Annotated in this window: 15 protein-coding genes, 2 rRNA genes and 1 pseudogene (1 of these 18 running past the window's edge); 6 read left to right on the plus strand and 12 right to left on the minus strand. The window is 60.0% G+C overall.

Annotated elements, in window-relative coordinates; all coding sequences use genetic code 11:
* Positions 1-9 precede the first annotated feature (9 nt).
* From QMK54_RS26430 to QMK54_RS26440, 4 genes and pseudogenes are all read right to left on the minus strand, one after another.
* A complete protein-coding gene (locus QMK54_RS26430; RefSeq protein WP_320401589.1) occupies positions 10-609 on the minus strand; it encodes a flavin reductase family protein in 600 nt (199 codons plus the stop codon).
* 257 nt (positions 610-866) lie between these two features.
* Positions 867-1,475: a methyl-accepting chemotaxis protein gene (locus tag QMK54_RS31320; protein ID WP_413787379.1), complete on the minus strand. Its 609-nt coding sequence runs from the start codon at positions 1,473-1,475 to the stop codon at positions 867-869.
* Positions 1,455-2,183, minus strand: a pseudogene (locus QMK54_RS31325) (PAS domain-containing protein); the annotation flags it as partial. The pseudogene QMK54_RS31325 and the gene QMK54_RS31320, both read right to left, overlap by 21 nt.
* A 118-nt stretch (positions 2,184-2,301) precedes the next feature.
* On the minus strand, positions 2,302-3,615 hold the full coding sequence (locus QMK54_RS26440; RefSeq protein ID WP_223588346.1) for an MFS transporter: 1,314 nt from the start codon (positions 3,613-3,615) through the stop codon (positions 2,302-2,304).
* A gap of 200 nt (positions 3,616-3,815) precedes the next feature.
* Between QMK54_RS26440 and QMK54_RS26445 the strand changes: the two genes are divergently transcribed.
* Together QMK54_RS26445 and QMK54_RS26450 are read left to right on the plus strand one after the other, a co-directional pair.
* Positions 3,816-5,234: a short-chain fatty acid transporter gene (locus QMK54_RS26445; RefSeq protein WP_223588343.1), complete on the plus strand. Its 1,419-nt coding sequence runs from the start codon at positions 3,816-3,818 to the stop codon at positions 5,232-5,234.
* Positions 5,235-5,448: 214 nt separating this feature from the next.
* Entirely contained in the window at positions 5,449-5,970 is a 522-nt protein-coding gene (locus QMK54_RS26450; RefSeq protein WP_320401590.1) for an SET domain-containing protein-lysine N-methyltransferase, read from the plus strand.
* Positions 5,971-5,976: 6 nt separating this feature from the next.
* On the opposite strand, the gene can is transcribed toward QMK54_RS26450, so the two are convergent.
* The gene (can, locus tag QMK54_RS26455; protein ID WP_103396157.1) at positions 5,977-6,621 is read right to left on the minus strand and encodes a carbonate dehydratase; all 645 of its coding nucleotides are present in this window, start codon (positions 6,619-6,621) and stop codon (positions 5,977-5,979) included.
* A gap of 167 nt (positions 6,622-6,788) precedes the next feature.
* On the opposite strand from can, the gene QMK54_RS26460 reads away from it, so the two are divergent.
* Complete coding sequence (locus tag QMK54_RS26460; RefSeq protein ID WP_223588337.1) at positions 6,789-7,193, plus strand: serine kinase/phosphatase; 405 nt, start codon at positions 6,789-6,791, stop codon at positions 7,191-7,193.
* 125 nt (positions 7,194-7,318) lie between these two features.
* Here the strand turns inward: QMK54_RS26460 and rimI are convergent, their stop codons facing one another.
* Both rimI and QMK54_RS26470 read right to left on the minus strand, forming a co-directional pair.
* Positions 7,319-7,771 carry a ribosomal protein S18-alanine N-acetyltransferase gene (gene rimI, locus QMK54_RS26465; RefSeq protein WP_007978046.1) on the minus strand — a complete coding sequence of 151 codons (453 nt, stop codon included), beginning with the start codon at positions 7,769-7,771 and terminating at the stop codon, positions 7,319-7,321.
* Entirely contained in the window at positions 7,764-8,510 is a 747-nt protein-coding gene (locus tag QMK54_RS26470; protein WP_320402949.1) for an energy transducer TonB, read from the minus strand. The genes rimI and QMK54_RS26470 overlap by 8 nt, the downstream gene beginning before the upstream one ends.
* Positions 8,511-8,741: 231 nt before the next feature.
* Between QMK54_RS26470 and mksB the strand changes: the two genes are divergently transcribed.
* The 3 genes from mksB to mksF are packed head-to-tail and all read left to right on the plus strand — an operon-like array spanning position 8,742 to position 13,547.
* Positions 8,742-10,019: an Mks condensin complex protein MksB gene (mksB, locus tag QMK54_RS26475; RefSeq protein WP_223588335.1), complete on the plus strand. Its 1,278-nt coding sequence runs from the start codon at positions 8,742-8,744 to the stop codon at positions 10,017-10,019.
* Positions 10,009-10,710: an Mks condensin complex protein MksE gene (gene mksE / locus QMK54_RS26480; RefSeq protein WP_103396153.1), complete on the plus strand. Its 702-nt coding sequence runs from the start codon at positions 10,009-10,011 to the stop codon at positions 10,708-10,710. Before mksB ends, mksE begins: the two co-directional genes overlap by 11 nt.
* The gene (gene mksF, locus QMK54_RS26485; RefSeq protein ID WP_223588332.1) at positions 10,707-13,547 is read left to right on the plus strand and encodes an Mks condensin complex protein MksF; all 2,841 of its coding nucleotides are present in this window, start codon (positions 10,707-10,709) and stop codon (positions 13,545-13,547) included. Before mksE ends, mksF begins: the two co-directional genes overlap by 4 nt.
* Positions 13,548-13,758: 211 nt before the next feature.
* On the opposite strand, the gene QMK54_RS26490 is transcribed toward mksF, so the two are convergent.
* From QMK54_RS26490 to QMK54_RS26510, 5 genes are all read right to left on the minus strand, one after another.
* On the minus strand, positions 13,759-16,062 hold the full coding sequence (locus tag QMK54_RS26490; RefSeq protein ID WP_320401591.1) for an intermembrane transport protein PqiB: 2,304 nt from the start codon (positions 16,060-16,062) through the stop codon (positions 13,759-13,761).
* On the minus strand, positions 16,055-16,678 hold the full coding sequence (locus QMK54_RS26495; RefSeq protein ID WP_110662324.1) for a paraquat-inducible protein A: 624 nt from the start codon (positions 16,676-16,678) through the stop codon (positions 16,055-16,057). Before QMK54_RS26495 ends, QMK54_RS26490 begins: the two co-directional genes overlap by 8 nt.
* The gene (locus QMK54_RS26500) at positions 16,665-17,324 is read right to left on the minus strand and encodes a paraquat-inducible protein A (protein ID WP_110662323.1); all 660 of its coding nucleotides are present in this window, start codon (positions 17,322-17,324) and stop codon (positions 16,665-16,667) included. Before QMK54_RS26500 ends, QMK54_RS26495 begins: the two co-directional genes overlap by 14 nt.
* Positions 17,325-17,471: 147 nt before the next feature.
* A 5S ribosomal RNA gene (gene rrf, locus QMK54_RS26505) occupies positions 17,472-17,587 on the minus strand.
* A gap of 157 nt (positions 17,588-17,744) precedes the next feature.
* A 23S ribosomal RNA gene (locus QMK54_RS26510) occupies positions 17,745-18,316 on the minus strand (it continues 2,320 nt past the right edge of the window).

An 18,316-nucleotide genomic window follows, 5' to 3' on the forward strand; every position in this document is an offset into this window, starting at 1 on the left:
CCTACTGGCTCACGCCTGCAGCGTCTTGCCATCCACCGGATCGCCGATCTTCAGGAAATGCCCGCCCGCGACATGGTGCAAGGTGCGCAAGGCATCCTGCCCTTCGAAGTGCCAGCGGCCTTCGCTGAATACGCGCTCGTCGGCCTGGGCGGCAATCACCTCGGCCAGGAACAGGTCGTACTGCTGGTGGTTGTTCGGCTCTGGCAGCAAACGACATTCCAGCCAGGCCACGCAGCCCTCGAGCATCGGCGCATCGACCGACTCGCCGGTGAAGGCCTGCAAGTCGTAGGTCTCGAACTTGTCGCGGCCCTGGCCCCGGGTCAATTCCAGGCCGGAGGTCGAGCCGACGGTCTGCACAATGTCGGCCTGGGCAGCGCAAGGCACGTTCAGCACAAAAGTGCCCGCGGCTTCCAGCAACTGGCGAGTCCAGGTGGACTTGTCCAGCACCACGGCAATTTTCGGCGGTTCGAAATCCAGCGGCATGGCCCAGGCGGCCGCCATGATGTTGCGCTGGCCATCGTGGGCCGCGCTGACCAGCACAGTCGGCCCGTGATTAAGCAGACGATAAGCCTTGGCCAAGGGAACCGGACGACGGTGGGAAACGCTCATGGAAGTCTGCTCCTGGAGAAAGAGCCGATTGTAGCGCCCACGCAACCCTGTGCGGGTTTGCTCGCGAAGGCGTCAATTCAGTTACCGTTGCGTTGAATGACACACCGCTTTCGCGAGCAAGCCCGCTCCCACAGGTTTATTGGGCGATCCCGGGATTTGTGCCTGCCCGTGATTCCCTGTTGGAGCTGGCTTGCCAGCGATGGCGGTGACGAGTTGCATGGTGAAGACAGTTGCTCCCACCAAGAGCCGGTCGCAGGTCAGTGGGTGAGTTGATTGGCAAACTGCCCCACCGCATCGACCACTTTCTGCGCACCGTCCTGGATCTCGACAATCACCGTGCCCGCTTCCGCCGCCAGTGCCAGGCCCTGCTCGGCCTGGAGCTTGCCATCGGTCATCAGGGCCACGGCGTTGCGCGCCATGTCCTGGTTCTGCCGCACCACGAGGACGATTTCGTCAGTGGCCTGACTGGTCCGCGACGCCAGTTGCCGGACCTCATCCGCCACCACGGCGAACCCCCGACCCTGCTCGCCCGCACGCGCCGCTTCGATGGCCGCGTTGAGCGCCAGCAGGTTGGTCTGCTCGGCAATCCCGCTGATGGTCTTGACGATGGTACCGATCACCAGCGACTGCTCGTTCAAGGCTTCGATGCCATCGCCGGCTGTCTGCATGTGCTTGGCCAGGTCGCGCATCACGTCCACGGCCTGGGTCACCACGGCATTACCGCGCTGAGCGCTCTGGTCGGTCTGCTGCGAAGTGCTGTAGGCAATGTTGGCGGCCTCGGCCACGGCCTGTTCCTGATTGACCTGATCGGTAATCACCGTGGCGAACTTCACCACTTTGTAGAGCTTGTTGTTGGCATCGACCACCGGGTTGTAGGACGCCTCCAGCCAGACCGTACGACCATGACTGTCGATACGTTTGAAACGGTCGGCCACGTACTCACCCGCGTTCAGGCGACGCCAGAAGTTCTGGTACTCGGCGCTGTTGTACTCATCCGGCAGGCAAAAGGTACGGTGATGCTTGCCCTTGATCTGCGCCAGGCTGTACCCCATGCCACCGAGGAAGCGATCGTTGGCGGTCAGCACGTTGCCGTTGAGGTCGAATTCGATCACCGCCGTGGAGCGCACCAGCGCGCCAATCAGGTTCTCGTGCTCGCGGGAGGCCTCGATGGTGCGGGTCAGGTCGCTGGAGAAGATCGAAAAACACTTGATCCGCCCATCCGCCGAGCGCACCGGTTGCAGGATCGAACGCAACCACGCTTCCTGGCCCGTACCGCGCAACAGGCGCACCGCACCGGCGAAATGCTCGCCCCGGGTCAATGCGTTCTTGAAGCGCTGGTGGAATTCGTCGGACTTCACGTGATCCGGGACGAGTTCGTCGATGTGCCGGCCAATCAAGTCGCCGCTCTTGTAATGCATTTCGCCAAGGAAGTTCTGATTGACCGACTGAACCCGTCCGTCGCTATCGAGGGTCAGCACCAGCATCTCGCTTTCCAGACTTTCCTTCACTTGCTGGAGGCTGGAGAGTTCTTCACGAAGAGCCGACAGCTCCTGCTTCAAGCGTTTATTGAACATGGGAAAGCACCGATGGACAGGGGTAGAAAGCGATATGCAGCCTAACCATCGGCCTTGGAAACATTTACTTAAGCGCGCTTCAGGATTGTCCTACAAAAATAGTCACGACTCACCGCATTCAATGCGCGCCAGCGGCCGAACAGCCAGCAGTTTTCGGCATCCGCACACCGAAGTACGCCGCACTGACCACGCCCACCGTCCCCATCACCACACTGAATATCACGCAGACCCATGGGCTCCACGGCATCAGACCGATCAACAACAGCGGTGTGATGCTCGCCCATGCGGCATAGGCAATGTTGTAGGTGAACGAGATGCCCGAAACGCGAATCCGTGCCGGAAACAGGCTGACCATCACCGATGGCACCGCGCCGACCACCCCGCAGGCCAACCCTGCCACGGAGTAGGCCAGGCCGATCCAGTCGCCGCCCGTGATCAGGCAGCTGTAAAGCACGCCGATGCCCAGCGGCAGCAGCAGGCTATAGAGCATCACCGTGCGCCAGGCGCCGATGCGGTCGACCAGCAGCCCGGCGAGCACGCAGCCGATGTTCAAGAACACGATGCCCAGTGCGCTCAGGGCGAAGGTATGGCTGGCGGTCATGCCAAAGGTTTTCTGCATCATGGTCGGGGTGATGACCACGAACACCACCACGGCCGAGGTCAGCACACAGGTGAGGATCATCGCCGGCAAAATGGCCAGGCGATGCTCGCGCAAGACCGTGCGCAGCGGTAGCTCGCCGGCTGCCTCGCGCTGCGTCTGCATGGCCATGAACACCGGGGTTTCGCTGAGCCAGCGACGCAGCCACACGCCAATCACCCCGAACACGCCGCCGAGCAGGAACGGGTAGCGCCAGGCGTAATCGAGGATTTCCTGCGGGGTGAAGGCCTGCGCCAGGAAAGTCGCGGTCAAGGCACCGATCAGATAGCCGAAGGTCAGCCCCGCTTGCAGGAAGCCCAAGGCATAGCCGCGATGGGCGACAGGCGCATGCTCGGCGACGAAAACCCAGGCACTCGGCACTTCGCCGCCCACCGCCGCGCCCTGGAGGATGCGCAGGAGCAACAGTAGCAAGGGTGCGAAATAACCGATTTGCGCGTAGGTCGGCATGATCCCGATCAGCAGGCAGGGCAACGCCATCATCAGGATGCTCAGGCTGAAGACTTTCTTGCGCCCCAGACGGTCGGCGAAGTGCGCCATCAGGATGCCGCCCAACGGTCGCGCCAGATAGCCGGTGACGAAGATCCCGAAGCTTTGCAGCAGGCGCAGCCACTCGGGCATTTCCGGCGGGAAGAACAATTGACTGAGGGTCAGGGCGAAAAACACGAAGATGATGAAGTCGTAGATTTCCAGCGCCCCGCCGAGGGCAGCGAGCCCGAGGGTCTTGTAGTCCGAGCGGCTGAACGGCGCCGGGCGCGAATCGGTGTTGGCAGTCATGTAAAGAACTCTGGCACAGGCAAAAACCAAGGCGCCCATGGTCTACGCAAACGCAGCGGCGGACAACCCGTTAGACCAAAGTCCCATAGCCACAAATCAGCCCCGCAAAAAACTCGCGCTTGAATTAATGTTGGCGTCTGTCCAGAGGGGCCCGCGTTGCCCCGAAGACCACAACAAACATAAAAATCCGAGGTACTCCCGTGGCCGCCGATATCGAAGATAGCCGCTCCGCCCGCTTTGCCCTGCGCTGCTCAAGCTTTGCCGAACGCTGGTTCCCCGACTCCTGGGTGTTTGCTGCACTGGCAGTGATTATCGTGGCCCTGGCCACCATGGCCATGGGTGCCAAACCCACCGACGCCGCCATGGCTTTTGGTGATGGTTTCTGGAGCCTGATTCCCTTCACCATGCAGATGGCCTTCGTGGTGATCGGTGGTTATGTGGTCGCCAGTTCGCCACCCGCCGTAAAACTGATCGACCGTCTGGCGAAAATCCCGAAAAACGGCCGCTCCGCCGTGGCCTGGGTCGCGCTGATCTCGATGGTCGCCTCGTTGCTGAACTGGGGCTTGTCCCTTGTTTTCGGCGGCCTGCTGGTGCGCGCCCTCGCCCGCCGCACCGATCTGAAAATGGACTACCGCGCCGCGGGTGCCGCCGCGTACCTCGGTCTCGGTGCCGTGTGGGCATTGGGCCTGTCGTCATCGGCTGCGCAATTGCAAGCCAACCCGGCTAGCCTGCCGCCTTCGATTCTGTCGATCACCGGGGTGATTCCGTTCACACAGACGATTTTCCTCTGGCAGTCCGGTGCCATGTTGCTGGCCTTGATCGTGATCTCGCTGATCATCGCCTATGCCACCGCACCAGGCCCGAACTCGGCGCGTGACGCCAAGGCCTGTGGTGTCGATCCGAGTTTCAACCTGCCACCCTTGCAACCACGCACCCGCCCCGGCGAATGGCTGGAACACAGCCCGCTGCTGACAATTCTGTTGGTGTTGCTGGCAGCCGGGTGGCTGTTCCACGAGTTCTCGACCAAACCGGCGATCAGTGCGATTTCCGGGCTGAACACCTACAACTTCCTGTTCATCATGCTGGGAGCCCTGTTGCACTGGCGTCCGCGCAGCTTTCTGGATGCCGTATCCCGCGCGGTGCCGACCACCACCGGCGTGTTGATCCAGTTCCCGCTGTACGGCTCGATCGCCGCCCTGATGACCACGGTCAAAGGCGCCGATGCGCAAACCCTGGCGCACCACATCTCGACCTTTTTCGTCAGCATTGCCTCCCACGACACCTATGCCCTGCTGATGGGTGTGTACTCGGCGATCCTCGGTTTCTTCATTCCGTCCGGTGGCGGCAAGTGGATCATCGAAGCCCCATACGTGATGCAGGTGGCCAATGACCTGAACTATCACCTGGGTTGGGCCGTGCAGATCTACAACGCCGCCGAAGCCTTGCCGAACCTGATCAACCCGTTCTACATGCTGCCATTGCTGGGCGTGCTGGGCTTGAAGGCGCGGGACCTGATCGGCTTCTCGTTCGTGCAGTTGCTGGTGCACACGCCGATAGTGCTGTTTTTGCTGTGGGCACTGGGGACAACGTTGGCCTATACCCCGCCCGTCATGCCGTAACACAAACCTGAAGAACACCATCACGTAGACAACCAGGGGCGACTCTCCAGCCCCGGCACCAGCCCCTCAAGACGATGAACGGTATTTGTGCTGTCAGTTATGACAGTAGAAATACCGTTGTTTTTACGACAGCCTAAAGACGCCCCAATGTGCTGCAGCACTGACAGGATCGTCAGCCGACCGAAGTCGCAGCACCCTGCCGACAAGGATCGTTATGAAATCTCACGCTGCTCAAGGAAGTCGCCCCCAACCGCAAGGTGTTTATCCCTTTTCGGAGCTACCCGTTCGCCTGGGGTTTCCGTCCCTGGCCGACTTCGAAATCATTGAAAACGCCAAGGGTCAGGCCACGGCCATTGCGGCCCGGAGCGAATTCGCGCGAATGACTCGTATCTGCCGGGCGTCTGGGCATTTGCTGCCCTATCGCTGCCGGCATACACGGCAACTGGCGCCCGGTGTGCATGTTTACGACCCGCGCTTCTGCGGGCTGCTGCATCACTCTTGCGACCCGAACGTGTTTCTCGACATGAGTGATCTGTGGTTATGGGCGCTGAAAGACATTAAGAAAGGCGACGGGCTATCGATGGACTATGCCGCCACGGAAGACAAACTGCTGCGCCAGTTCGCCTGCCGCTGCGGTTCGTACAACTGCCGGGGCTGGATCACCGGCTACGATGAACAGCCAAACGCCGACGGCCAGCTGTTTTTGCAACAGTGGCGTCGGCAAAGTTTTGGCTGAAGGGCTTTACAGGGGTTCGAAAGGACGCAGGCGGTACTGCGGCGGCAACTGCTCGAAACCACTGATGGTGGCATTCAGGCTCTTCCAACGGCCATCCTTGATGCCATAGATGCAGCCGTGGATCGACAGGCTCTGCCCGCGGTGCCAGGCGTTTTGCACAATGCTGGTGTGCCCGACGTTGGCCACCTGCTGGATCACGTTGAGCTCGCAGAGACGGTCGACCCGTTCTTCTTCAGTCGGCAATTTAGCAAGCTCTTCACGCTTTTCGTAATACAGGTCGCGAATCGAGCGCAGCCAGCCGTCGATCAGGCCGAACTGACGATCCTGCATCGAGGCGCGCACGCCGCCGCAGCCATAGTGGCCAGTGACGAGGATGTGTTTGACCTTGAGTACATCGACCGCGTACTGGATTACCGACAGGCAGTTGAGGTCGGTGTGCAGCACGACGTTGGCCACATTACGGTGTACGAACAGATCACCCGGCAACATGCCGACGATCTCGTTGGCCGGTACCCGGGCATCGGAACAGCCGATCCAGAGAAATTCCGGGGTCTGTTGGCGAGCCAGCTTGGCGAAGAAGTCAGGATCTTCCTCCTTGATCGCAGCGGCCCAACGCTCGTTGTTATCAATCAGATCTTGTAATTCGTTCATGCAATGAAGCCTCAAGAATGATGCGCAGCTTTGACTGACAACCGTCCGTCGGGGTCACGCGCGAAATGCAGATGCTCTCCTGATCCGGAACACGGGCTCCATGCCGGTTGAATTCTCGGTACCCACGTGGGTCAACCGTAGTAAGGCCTACAGTATGAGGAATTACCATGAATGATTCACGACGTCCGTACGATGCGGTGCAACCGGAACCCGTCGATGACAACGAAGACCGCATGGGCTCGGTGCGCGAGCTGGATTTCGAAACCGAAGAACCCAGCGCCAGGATCGGTGACGAACTGCCGGACGGCGAGCGCGAGCAACTGATGCCAGGCCAGCGCGTACGTAACGCGGGCCTGACCGGCGCCTCGACCAGCGACCATCAACCTACCGACGACGACATGAGCCCGGAAACCCTGATCCGTGAAGATGGTGCCCGAGATGCCCGGGAAGCGGGCAATAACAGCCGCGCGGATTGGGACCTGAGCATCGTCGATGAGGACGATATTGGTGGTGGTAATGGCCTGGATGAAGAGGAACTGGCGCGGCGCGATCCTCTCGACAAAAAACATTGATCCTGTGGCGAGGGAGCTTGCTCCCGTTCGGCTGCGAAGCAGTCGCAAAACACTTCCCCCAATGCTCTCGGGGGGCGCTTCGTGACCCAGCGGGAGCAAGCTCCCTCGCCACAATGAATGATGCTTCAATCCACCAAAGTACAGGCCATGACCACCGCGTCTTCACGCCCGCCCACCGCCGGGTAGTAATCCCGACGCCGGCCGATCTCGTTGAAACCATACCGTTCATACAGCTTGAACGCCGCGGTATTGCTGTCGCGCACTTCCAGGAAACACTCCCGGGCGTCGGCCTTGTAGGCAATCGACATCAGATGCTCAAGCAAGGTCAGCCCCAGGCCACGGCCCTGATTTTCCGGCTTGACCGTAATGTTCAGCAGGTGCGCCTCGTCGAGGATGATCTGCACCACGCCGTGGCCGACCTGCTGCTGACCTTCGAACATCAGCCAGATCTGATACTTGCCCAGGCCATCGAGGAAAATCCCACGAGTCCAGGGGTGGCTGTAGGCCGCGTACTCGATTTTCAGTACGGTTTCCAGGTCGGCCTCGGTCATCGGGCGAAACGATACAGCGTCACTCATTCGATTCTTTCCAGCGCGCCATCAGCCGACGCATGGCTTGCCAGACATCAGCCTTACGCTGTGGCTCTTCCATTAATAATTCCAGGCCCGGCACTGCCCAGGCCGAGCCCAGGCCTTCGATCTGCAACTCGCGATTGAACGCCTCGGCATCCGCTTCGCCGGCAAATCGCACGGCGGGCAGGCCGATCAGCCACAGGCAGGCACAAGGCGTTTCTTCCATGCGCACCGAAAGAAAACCTTGCACGAAGTCGCGGGCCGCTTCCGGCCCCTGATCCATCGTGCCACGCACCAGCAACGGCCACCGCACCGGCTCACCGACGATCTGCGGGCTGTCCGGCAGACCGGCGGCGCGCAGCATGTCCTTGAGCAGCAGGTAGGCAGGATCACGGCTCTGGAAGGATTCGCCTGTGGGTAACTCCACCAGTAGCAGGCAACGCCCGGCCCGCAGCAATTGCAGGGCGAAACGCGGCGGCGGCACGACAGGCGCCTTGACCAAGACCGGCGCCTCTTCGGCCTCTTCCACCGGTTTGGCACCGGTGCGCGTACTCGCCAGCGATGGCCGTGGCACCTCGATCTTTACCCGCTCGGTCGGTTTGACCACAGGCGCCACGGGCGTATCAGCCACGACAGCAGGCACGACAGGCGCGACCACGGCCGGTTCGGGGATCTCCAGCAGCTCGGGCCGCGACGGCGCGGCGAAGGGCAATTCGGTGCGCGGCAGCCAGTTGACCACCTGCATGGCGGCCAGATAAGCGCGACGACGGGACTCGATAAGCAAAGGTCGGCCACTTGTGGATAACTAAAGTGCGCTGATTCTACCGCCGTTCGCTCAATATCGCTTGCTGTTGATCGATACCCTCGACCGATGCTCTTTATCGAAAGAATGCGACAGCCCGTCCCGAGATTGAATCGCATCGCGCCCGATGCAGTACAATCGCGGCTTTTAATCGCCAACCAGCCGGCCATTCCGATGATCGAACCCAAGCGCGTCTTGCGCGCCCTCGCTGAACATTGGGCACTTCTGGAGCCACTGTGCGAGCACTTCGACCAAGGCACACTGAGCCTGAACGAACTGCGCACGCAACTGGCCGCCCAGCAACTCGACAGTACGCCGCAGGACATCACCAGCCTGCTCGATGTGTGGATTCGCCTCGATATCCTGGTTCCCGTGGCCAAAAGCCCGAACCGTTTCGAGCTCAATGCGCAGATTCACGACTTCCTCGCCTATCTGCGCCGTGAACACCGTCTGGGCCTGTGCCTGGAGATCGAAGCCTACCTGCGCCACCTTGAGCGTCTGGCCGGCTACATCCAGGACGCGTTCGATATTCGCGATGGCAATGACCTCGCCCGCCAGTTGCGTCTGCTCGACATGCGCGTGCGTGACGTGCTGAAAAAGCTCGATAACGACGAACAGGCACTGGTGGCCGTCGCGGAACGGGCGAAAACCAGCGACCGGCAGATTCCGTTGCGCCAGCGTTACGCTGAAGTGCTGGCGACCTGGGACGAATACGTCGAGCCGATGATTGACCTGGTGAACGCCGACGGTGCCTTCGAACAAGGCGTGCGCAAGGTCGAAACCGTCCTGCTGAAGATGCTCAGCGAGCAGCAGCGCCTTGGCCACCTGGTCGACGATGACATGCTGTTGCGTACCCACGCGCGCATCCTCGAAATGCAGACCAGCGCCCAGCTGACCCTGCGTCATGCCCGCGAATTGCTGCTGCCGCTGCGTGAAGAAGCACGCCGGCACAACGCCGTGACCCGTGGCGCTGCGCTGGCCCTGTCGATGATCCGTCGCAAGGGCATCGACGCCGTGCCACAAGCGGCGATGCCGATGTTCACTCGCCCGCAAAGCACTTTCCTCGGCAGTGCCAGCCAGGTCGAAGCCTACGTATATGCATTGGCCCGTTTCGAGCCGAAACCGGCGCGTTTCCCCAAGGCGCACAAGACCCACAAAGGCGAAGCACCACGCGCGCCTCGCACCGTTCGGGAAATGCTCGAACGCTGCGAAGACGCCCTGCCGATGCCGGACCTGATGACCTGGCTGCTGGAGCAGGAACCGGACGGTGCCACCGACGAATTGCTGTATTGGTTCTCACGCCTGTCGCGGGAAAAACGCTTCAAGCGCGAGCGTCTGGAACGTCGCGAATACCATACTCACGAGCACCAGGTCAGCCTGCGCTCCTTCGCCCTGCTCTCGGTCAGCGACACCGCCGCCGAGGATTCTGCGAGCACTCCTTATGCATCTTGATCTATCCGAACTGTCCCAGCTGGCGCCGATCTTTCGCGAGCTGTTCAAGGGTTATCACGTCAGCCGCCGCGATCCGGAGCTGTACGCACAGTTGTCGAACTTCCAGGACCAGTACCGCACGCTGTTCAAGGCCCTGGGCTTTGAACTGGTCTGCGACACCCGCGGCTTCTACTACTTCGTGCCGGACCTCGCGGCCGCAGCGGTGAACAAGACCGCCCAGCGCCTGGCGCTGTTCACCTTCATCCTCGTCGAGCACCTGGCCGACCAGGGCCGCGACCCGATCTCCGTGCTCGATGGCGGCAGCCTCGGCCGCGATGAGCTGCCGTCGTTGCTGGAAAAGTACCGCGACCTGTTCATCCAGGCCGAAGTGCAGACCCAGGACGAGCTGGAAGAAAAGATCATGCGCCGCATGACCCAGCTCGGTTTCGCCAGCGAAGAAAACGGCATCTATCGTTTCCTGCCGCCGATGCACCGTTTCCTCGATGTGTGCCTGTCGGTGCAGCAGGACCGCGACCTGGCCGCCAGCCTGCACAGCGTCCTGCCGTTGCCAGTGCCGGTGCTGATCGACGAAGACAGCGACGAAAAACTGCTGCAGACAGACGACCCGCTCGACCTCGCGGAGTTTGCCGATGAAAGCGAAGAAGACGCCTTGGCCCGCGCCATTGCCGAAGAACAGGAGCTCGACGCATGAGCAAGGAACGTTACGGCATCCGCCGCTTTGCCCTTTTGAACACCGCCGGCTACAGCCTCGGCCTGTTCCCGCTGGAAGAACCGCTATCGGTGTACGGCGCGAACAACCTCGGTAAATCCGCCTCGATCAACGCCCTGCAGTTCCCGATCCTCGCGCGCATGTCGGACATGAGTTTCGGCAAGTACAGCCTGGAGCAGTCCCGGCGCTTCTACTTCGCCTCGGACACCAGCTACATCCTGGTGGAAGTGAACCTGCCCCACGGCCCGCATGTGATCGGTGTAGTCGGCCGTGGCCCGGGGGGCGGTTTCGGTCACCAGTTCTTTGCCTACGCGGGCAAACTGGACCTGGCCCACTACCAGAAAAACGACACCTGCCTGCGTCAGAAAGAACTGTTCACCAACCTTGAGCGCGAAGGCCTGAAAGCCTACGAGCTCAAGCCGGACGAACTGCGCCGCCTGTTGGTCGGTGGTCACACCTCGATCCCGCTGGACCTGACGCTGATTCCATTGCGCTCCACCAGCGAGCAGAGCCTGAAGACCTTCCGCGCACTGTTCATCAACCTGCTGCACATGCGCGAAATCACCGCGGCCAAGCTCAAGCAACTGTTCCTCGATGCCTTCGAGCACAGCCTGCGTTCCGGCAGCGTCGATTACATTGCCGCGTGCGAAGAAGCGTTCCGCGATGTACGCCGCATGGAGCAGGACTACAACTCGCTGGTCGCCGCAGGTCCCTTGGTCGAGGCGTTGGCCAATGGCGTGAAGCAACGCGACATACTGCGCGGCAAACTGCACCGTATCTCGCCGTTGCTCGATTCCCTGCTGGGCACCTGGTCGGACTATGCCAGTGCGCGCAAGGAAGAGCTGACCATCCAGTCCGAGCACTACCGCAACGAGCAGGACGCCCTGCAAAACGACCAGCGCGGCGGCACTCAGGAACTGATGCGTCTGGAACGGGAAATCACCGGTATCCAACGCTGGCTCGGTGAGCTGTCAGTGCTCAAGCATCGCTTTGCCCTGGTCGATGACGTCAAGGTCCTGGAACAGCAATTGCTGGCCGCCAAGGATGCCCACGACGAACTGGCCGGTGCGCTGGCGCAGTCACGCCAGTTCAGCGCCGAAGACCTGGACGAGCGCCTGCGCGACCTGGAAAAACGCCTGAAGTCGGTCAAGCAGCAACTCGATCACGCCGACAACAACAGCTATGCCCGCCTGCGCGAAGAGTTTTCGCAGCAAGACGTCGAGCGTCTGATGCGTCTGTTCAACAGCGCACTGTTCAGCCTGCCGCTGGGTGAACATGGCATCACCCTCGACGAGAACGGCGACTGGGTGAAATCCGTTGAGCTGATCCTCGATGGCTTCAAAGGTGAACGCTTCGAAGTACCGGGCCTGTCCATCGACATCTCGCACATCGAACCACCGGCGTTGCAGGCCCTGGCTGACCGCGCGGCCCTGCGCGACCAGAAGGAACGCCTGGAAAAAGAACTCAAGCAACTGAAAACCCAGCAAGCCGTGGCCGCCGACCGCGCCGCGAGCAAGACCCAGACCGAAGTGCTGTACCAGCAAGTGCTGGATGCGCAGAAAGCCCTGGAAGATTTCCGTCGCGCGCAAACCCTGAGCGCCGAGGAAGGCGACAAGCTGGAACAGATGGCGCAGATGGAAGCCGCCCAGGACGAACTGAAGCGTTCCAGCGATGCCTTCACCGAACGCGTCCAGCAACTGTCGGCCAAGCTGCAACTGGTCGGCCGGCAGATCGGCGACATGGAAGCCAAGCAACGCACCCTCGACGACGCCCTGCGCCGCCGTCAGTTGTTGCCGTCGGACCTGCCATTCGGCACGCCGTTCATGGACCCGATCGACGATTCCATGGACAACCTGCTGCCGTTGCTCAACGACTACCAGGACAGTTGGCAGGGCCTGTTGCGGGCCGACGGCCAGATCGAAGCGCTGTACGCCCAGGTGCGCCTCAAGGGTGTGGCCAAATTCGACAGCGAAGACGATATGGAGCGACGCCTGCAACTGCTGATCAACGCCTATGCGCACCGCACCGACGAAGCCCTGACCCTGGGCAAGGCGCGCCGTGCTGCCGTGACCGACATCGCCCGGACCCTGCGCAACATCCGCAGCGACTACGACAGCCTCGAACACCAACTGGCGCTGTTCAACCGCGAGATCAACAAGCGCCAGGTCTCCAACCTGCAAAGCTTTCGCATCGTGCTCGCACCGAACAAGGAAGCGCTCAAGCACATCGACCAGATCATCCACAGCGCCGGCCAGTACGAGGAAGGCGAAACCCTGTCGGTATTCGATCTGAGCCAGAGCGCAGAACAGGACAACAAGAACGAAGAAGCTAAGGAGTACCTGGCGCGGCTGGTGGCGGCCAACCACAACCAGCTCGGCCTCAAGGACTTGTTCGAACTGGCGTTCGAGATCACCAAGGTCAATGGGCAACCGGTGATCCACACCGACATCGACGGCGCCGCTTCCAACGGCACCACCATGACCATCAAGGCGCTGACCAACATGTACTTGTTGCTGCACTTGATGGACCGTGACCAGGCCGGTCGCGTGCGCCTGCCGTACTACCTCGACGAGGCGGCGGACATCGATGAGAAGAACCAGGCCGCGTTGCTGGAAACCAGCCTGCAACTGGGCTTCGTGCCGATCCTGGCGAGCGTGAAGCCGCAGGTCTGCGCCAGTGTCGCCATCGACCTGGAAGGCGGCAGCGGCCCGGCCGGCATCTATATCGACGAGGCGGACTGGAAGTACATTCGTCGTCACGATCAGGTGAAGGCGACGGTCAACGAACAAGCGGATGAACCGGAGCTGGATGCGGTCTGATTCGCTTTAATTGATGGGAATAAAAAGGCCGCGATCCATTGGATCGCGGCCTTTTTTGTGGGCACTGAATCAGATGTTCGTGGGATCAAGGGCCCCTTCGCGAACAAGCCCGATCCCACATTTGATCGCATTTCTTCAGGAACAACCCATTCCCCTGTGGGAGCGGGCTTGCCCGCGAAGGCGTCATCACAGACGCCTGATCAGATCCAGACTACTTGCCGATGGAGATCTTCGGCGCCCAGGTCAGCCATTCGTCTTCGAACTTGTCGAACAGTGCGAACGTCTGCTCCGGTAGAGCCGGGCTGCCCATGCGCTCTCCGTCCGGCGTGGCAAAGGCGACACCGCCCTGAATCATCGTTTCCAGGGACTCAGTACGCACCGTTGCCCCCCTGAACAGGCCGACATCGAAGTCGAAACCGCTGGTGTTCCAGAACCGCGTGCCGCTGCGTACCAGTGGCGCGTACTTCGGCTCGATCAGGATATGGATCAGGACACGATCAGCGGTCTGCCCCAGTTCATAACCCGTCACCTTGCCCACTGTGATTTCGCGATAGGTCACTGGCACACCGGTCTTCAGCGAACCACGACGAGCGGCGCTCAGCACCAGACTCAATCCCGCTTCCTGCTTGGCCGTTTCCGGCGCCGTGGGCAAAGCGACAAAGTTGCTCTGCGGTCCCAGATTCTTCAGTGCCGGTTGCACCTCGATGTATTGCCCGGTCACCAGGGTTTCGAGGTTGGACGTCTTGATCAGGCCCAGTTCAGGCTTGACCACCCAGAACTGACTACCGACCCGGGCGATACGCTCCGGCACTTCGGTAATCCGCGCGGTCAGCAATACCGATTGCAGATCCTCGCTGAGGTCAACGTCCTCGATCTTGCCGACATCCAGGCCCTTGAAGCGAATCGGCGTGCCTGTACGCAGACCATCGGCGCGGTCTACCTTGATGCTGATCACCGTGCCCTTTTGCGTGGCGTCGTCATGACTGGCGAACAAGCGGAAACGCGGAATGCGCTTCTGTAGCGGCGCCTTGGTTTCCGGGGTTTCAAAGGCAATACCGCCGGCCATCAAGCTTTGCAGCGATTCGCTTTTGACTTGAATCCCACCGGTCAGTCCACCCGTGAGCGTGATGCCACTGGCATTCCAGAAGCGTGTCGAGGCGTTGACCAGATCCTCGTATTCCTTCTCGATGTGCACACCGATGATCAACTGCTTCTTGGTGCGCGAGAACTGATAACTCTGTACCGAACCGACCTTGACCTGCTTATAGAGAACCGGACTGCCGACTTCCAGCGAACCAAGGTTTTCGGTGAACAACACCAGGTGCAGGCCCGGTGCACGCAGATCCAGCGGTGGCGCCTTGGGCCGCGCGACGAATTCGCGTTGCGGTGCGGATCCCTTGTCGCCCGGACGCACAGCGATGTAGTTACCTTTGACCAGTGCTTCCAGGCCGGTAATCCCCGCCAGGGAAATCGACGGTTTGACCACCCAGAATTGCGTACCGTCCACCAGGTAATCTTCGGCCAATGGGTCCATCGTCAATTCGGCGGTGGCCCCGGACAGATCGGGATCGACCTTCAGCGCCTTGAGATTGCCGACCTGAATGCCTTTGTACATCACCGGCGTACGACCGGCCTGCAAACCGTCGAAGTCGCTGAGCTTGACCTTGACCCGGATACCGGCCGCGGCTGCATCGAAGTCTTCGTAGAGCCTGAATGGCAGGCTCGGGTCGGTAGGCGGGCTGTCCTTGCGGTTTTCAGGCGTAGCGAACGCAATACCACCGGCGACGATGCTGGCCAACGACTCGCTGCGCACTTTCACACCGGACAGATTGGCGTCGATGCTGATGCCGCTGGCGTTCCAGAATCGTGTGTGTTTGCGCACCAGTTTGGCGTAGGTCGGTTCGATGAACACCTTGAGTTCAACGGTGCTCTGGTCCTCGGAGAGCACGTAGCTCTTGATCTGGCCCACCTTGATCTGTTTGTAGAACACCGGACTGCCACGGTTCAGCGAGCCCAGGCGATCGGCCTTGATGGTCAAGTGCAGTCCTGGCTGGGCATCGGAGAGCGGTGGCTCCTGGGCCAGGGCCTTGAACTTGCGAACCGGCTCACCTTCACCCGGACTGATCGCAACGTAGTTGCCCGAAACCAGCGTCTCAAGGCCCGTGATCCCGGCCAGCGTTACGCTCGGCTTGACCAGCCAGAAACGTGTGCTGGTACGCAGGTATGGCTCCACGTCCTTGTTCATCTCGATGCTGGCAATCACACCCTTGGAACTGCCCTCATCATCGAGCTTGAGGCTTTTGACCTTGCCGACCGACATGCCCTTGTAGACGACTTCAGTCTTGTTGGCCTGAATGCCTTCGCCACTTTCAAAGCGCACCTGAATCTCGATGCCGGTCTCGTTGTAAGCACGCCAGCCGAGCCAGCCGCCAATGATCAAGGCAATCAGGGGCAACACCCAAATGGCAGACCAGTTCGAGGCCGGTCGGGTTTTCGCTACAGGCAAATCAGTCATGGTCGTCGTCCGACTCCGTGTTATCCCAAATCAGTCGGGGATCAAAAGTAACTGCGGCAAGCATCGTCAGAATCACCACCGTGGCGAAAGCGATGGCGCCAAGATTGGCTTCAATGCTGGCAAGCCGTCCGAAATTCACGACCGCCACCAGGATGGCGATCACAAAGATATCGAGCATCGACCAGCGGCCGATGAACTCGATGAAGCGGTACATCCAGATACGCTGGCGGGCCGAAAGTGGCTGGCGGCGCTGCACGGAAAACAGCAGCAAAGCGATACCAACCAGCTTGAAGGTGGGCACCAGGATACTGGCGATAAACACCACGGCTGCAATGGGGAACATGCCGTAGTGCACCAACTCGATCACACCCGCCATGATCGTGCTGGGCGCACCTTTGCCTAACGAGTTCACCGTCATGATCGGCAACAAATTGGCCGGAATGTAAAGAATGGCGGCAGTAATCAGCAATGCCCAGGTGCGCACCAGGCTATTGGGGCTACGGGCATGCACCAGCGCCCCGCAACGCGTACAGACTTGCTCATCGGTATCAGCTTCCTGCCTGTTCAATTCATGGCATTCCGCGCAAATCAGAATGCCTGCATCAATCGCCCGCATGGGCATCCTCTCCTGATAACGCCTGCCAGATCTGGTGAGGCGACATTACGACCTCCAGCCAGACTTGAATCAGCAACAAACCAATGAAGCACGCCAGGCCAAGACCGACGGTGATGGCTGCCATATCTGCCAGCTTGACGATCGCCACCAGTACGCCCATGAAATAAACCTCGAGCATTCCCCATTCGCGTATGTGGTGATAAATGCGATAGAGCAGCAAGCCGTAGCTGCGTCCGACATCAAAACGGATGCTCAACAGCACGGCCAGTTGGCACAGTAACTTGAGTAGCGGGATCCCCATGCTGCACAGGAACACAACCACTGAAACGCTTTGCATGCCCGAGTCAAAAAGCGCGACAACACCGCTCCAGACAGTGTCGTGCGAAGATTGCCCGAGTAGATTGAGCTGCATGATGGGTAAAAAGTTCGCCGGAACAAACAACAACAGGGCGGCGATGACCAAGGCGAGACTGCGCTGTACGACGTTATACCGATTGGCATAAAGCTCGTAGCCACAGCGCGGGCACAGGGCCTTTTCGCCGTGGGCGAGTTCGGGTTTACGCATGAGCAAGTCGCACTCATGGCAGGCAACCAGATTTTCTAGTGGTAATTCTGACAGCCCAGAGGCGTCAACCGGATCCAGCATAAAGGCTCTGATTCTGAAGAAGTTGGGCCTATTCTAGTGCCATGAGCTGAAAATAACTGTGCAAAATGTGCAACGACCAACCCTGTTTTTTAACGCGCAAAAACAAAACCCCTACCTGCATACGCAGATAGGGGTTTCGGAATTTAATCTTGACGATGACCTACTCTCACATGGGGAAACCCCACACTACCATCGGCGATGCATCGTTTCACTGCTGAGTTCGGGATGGGATCAGGTGGTTCCAACGCTCTATGGTCGTCAAGAAATTCGGGTACTGAGTCGTGGCCAGCTGGCCGCGCTTCAGCAAATTGGGTATGTGATAGCTTCGGTGTTTTGTGAGCATTTCGAACTTTCGGTTCTTTCGTCTTCACACACCGCAATCTGATGCTCTTTCGAGTAGTCAAATTGCTTGGGTGTTATATGGTCAAGCCTCACGGGCAATTAGTATTGGTTAGCTCAACGCCTCACAGCGCTTACACACCCAACCTATCAACGTCGTAGTCTTCGACGGCCCTTCAGGGGACTCAAGGTCCCAGTGAGATCTCATCTTGAGGCAAGTTTCCCGCTTAGATGCTTTCAGCGGTTATCTTTTCCGAACATAGCTACCCGGCAATGCCACTGGCGTGACAACCGGAACACCAGAGGTTCGTCCACTCCGGTCCTCTCGTACTAGGAGCAGCCCCTCTCAAATCTCAAACGTCCACGGCAGATAGGGACCGAACTGTCTCACGACGTTCTAAACCCAGCTCGCGTACCACTTTAAATGGCGAACAGCCATACCCTTGGGACCGGCTTCAGCCCCAGGATGTGATGAGCCGACATCGAGGTGCCAAACACCGCCGTCGATATGAACTCTTGGGCGGTATCAGCCTGTTATCCCCGGAGTACCTTTTATCCGTTGAGCGATGGCCCTTCCATACAGAACCACCGGATCACTAAGACCTACTTTCGTACCTGCTCGACGTGTCTGTCTCGCAGTCAAGCGCGCTTTT

The sequence above is a fragment of the Pseudomonas sp. P5_109 genome (genome assembly GCF_034009455.1).
Taxonomy (GTDB): Bacteria; Pseudomonadota; Gammaproteobacteria; order Pseudomonadales; family Pseudomonadaceae; genus Aquipseudomonas.

Bases quoted from the DNA above. Each gene is read 5' to 3' on its own strand.
- QMK54_RS26440 (WP_223588346.1), bottom strand. From the start codon at position 3,615: ATGACTGCCAACACCGATTCGCGCCCGGCGCCGTTCAGCCGCTCGGAC.
- QMK54_RS26430 (WP_320401589.1), bottom strand. From the start codon at position 609: ATGAGCGTTTCCCACCGTCGTCCGGTTCCCTTGGCCAAGGCTTATCGT.
- QMK54_RS26450 (WP_320401590.1), top strand. From the start codon at position 5,449: ATGAAATCTCACGCTGCTCAAGGAAGTCGCCCCCAACCGCAAGGTGTT.
- QMK54_RS26495 (WP_110662324.1), bottom strand. From the start codon at position 16,678: ATGCGGGCGATTGATGCAGGCATTCTGATTTGCGCGGAATGCCATGAA.
- rimI (WP_007978046.1), bottom strand. From the start codon at position 7,771: ATGAGTGACGCTGTATCGTTTCGCCCGATGACCGAGGCCGACCTGGAA.
- QMK54_RS26490 (WP_320401591.1), bottom strand. From the start codon at position 16,062: ATGACTGATTTGCCTGTAGCGAAAACCCGACCGGCCTCGAACTGGTCT.
- mksF (WP_223588332.1), top strand. From the start codon at position 10,707: ATGAGCAAGGAACGTTACGGCATCCGCCGCTTTGCCCTTTTGAACACC.
- can (WP_103396157.1), bottom strand. From the start codon at position 6,621: ATGAACGAATTACAAGATCTGATTGATAACAACGAGCGTTGGGCCGCT.
- mksB (WP_223588335.1), top strand. From the start codon at position 8,742: ATGATCGAACCCAAGCGCGTCTTGCGCGCCCTCGCTGAACATTGGGCA.
- mksE (WP_103396153.1), top strand. From the start codon at position 10,009: ATGCATCTTGATCTATCCGAACTGTCCCAGCTGGCGCCGATCTTTCGC.
- QMK54_RS26460 (WP_223588337.1), top strand. From the start codon at position 6,789: ATGAATGATTCACGACGTCCGTACGATGCGGTGCAACCGGAACCCGTC.
- QMK54_RS26500 (WP_110662323.1), bottom strand. From the start codon at position 17,324: ATGCTGGATCCGGTTGACGCCTCTGGGCTGTCAGAATTACCACTAGAA.
- QMK54_RS26470 (WP_320402949.1), bottom strand. From the start codon at position 8,510: ATGCAGGTGGTCAACTGGCTGCCGCGCACCGAATTGCCCTTCGCCGCG.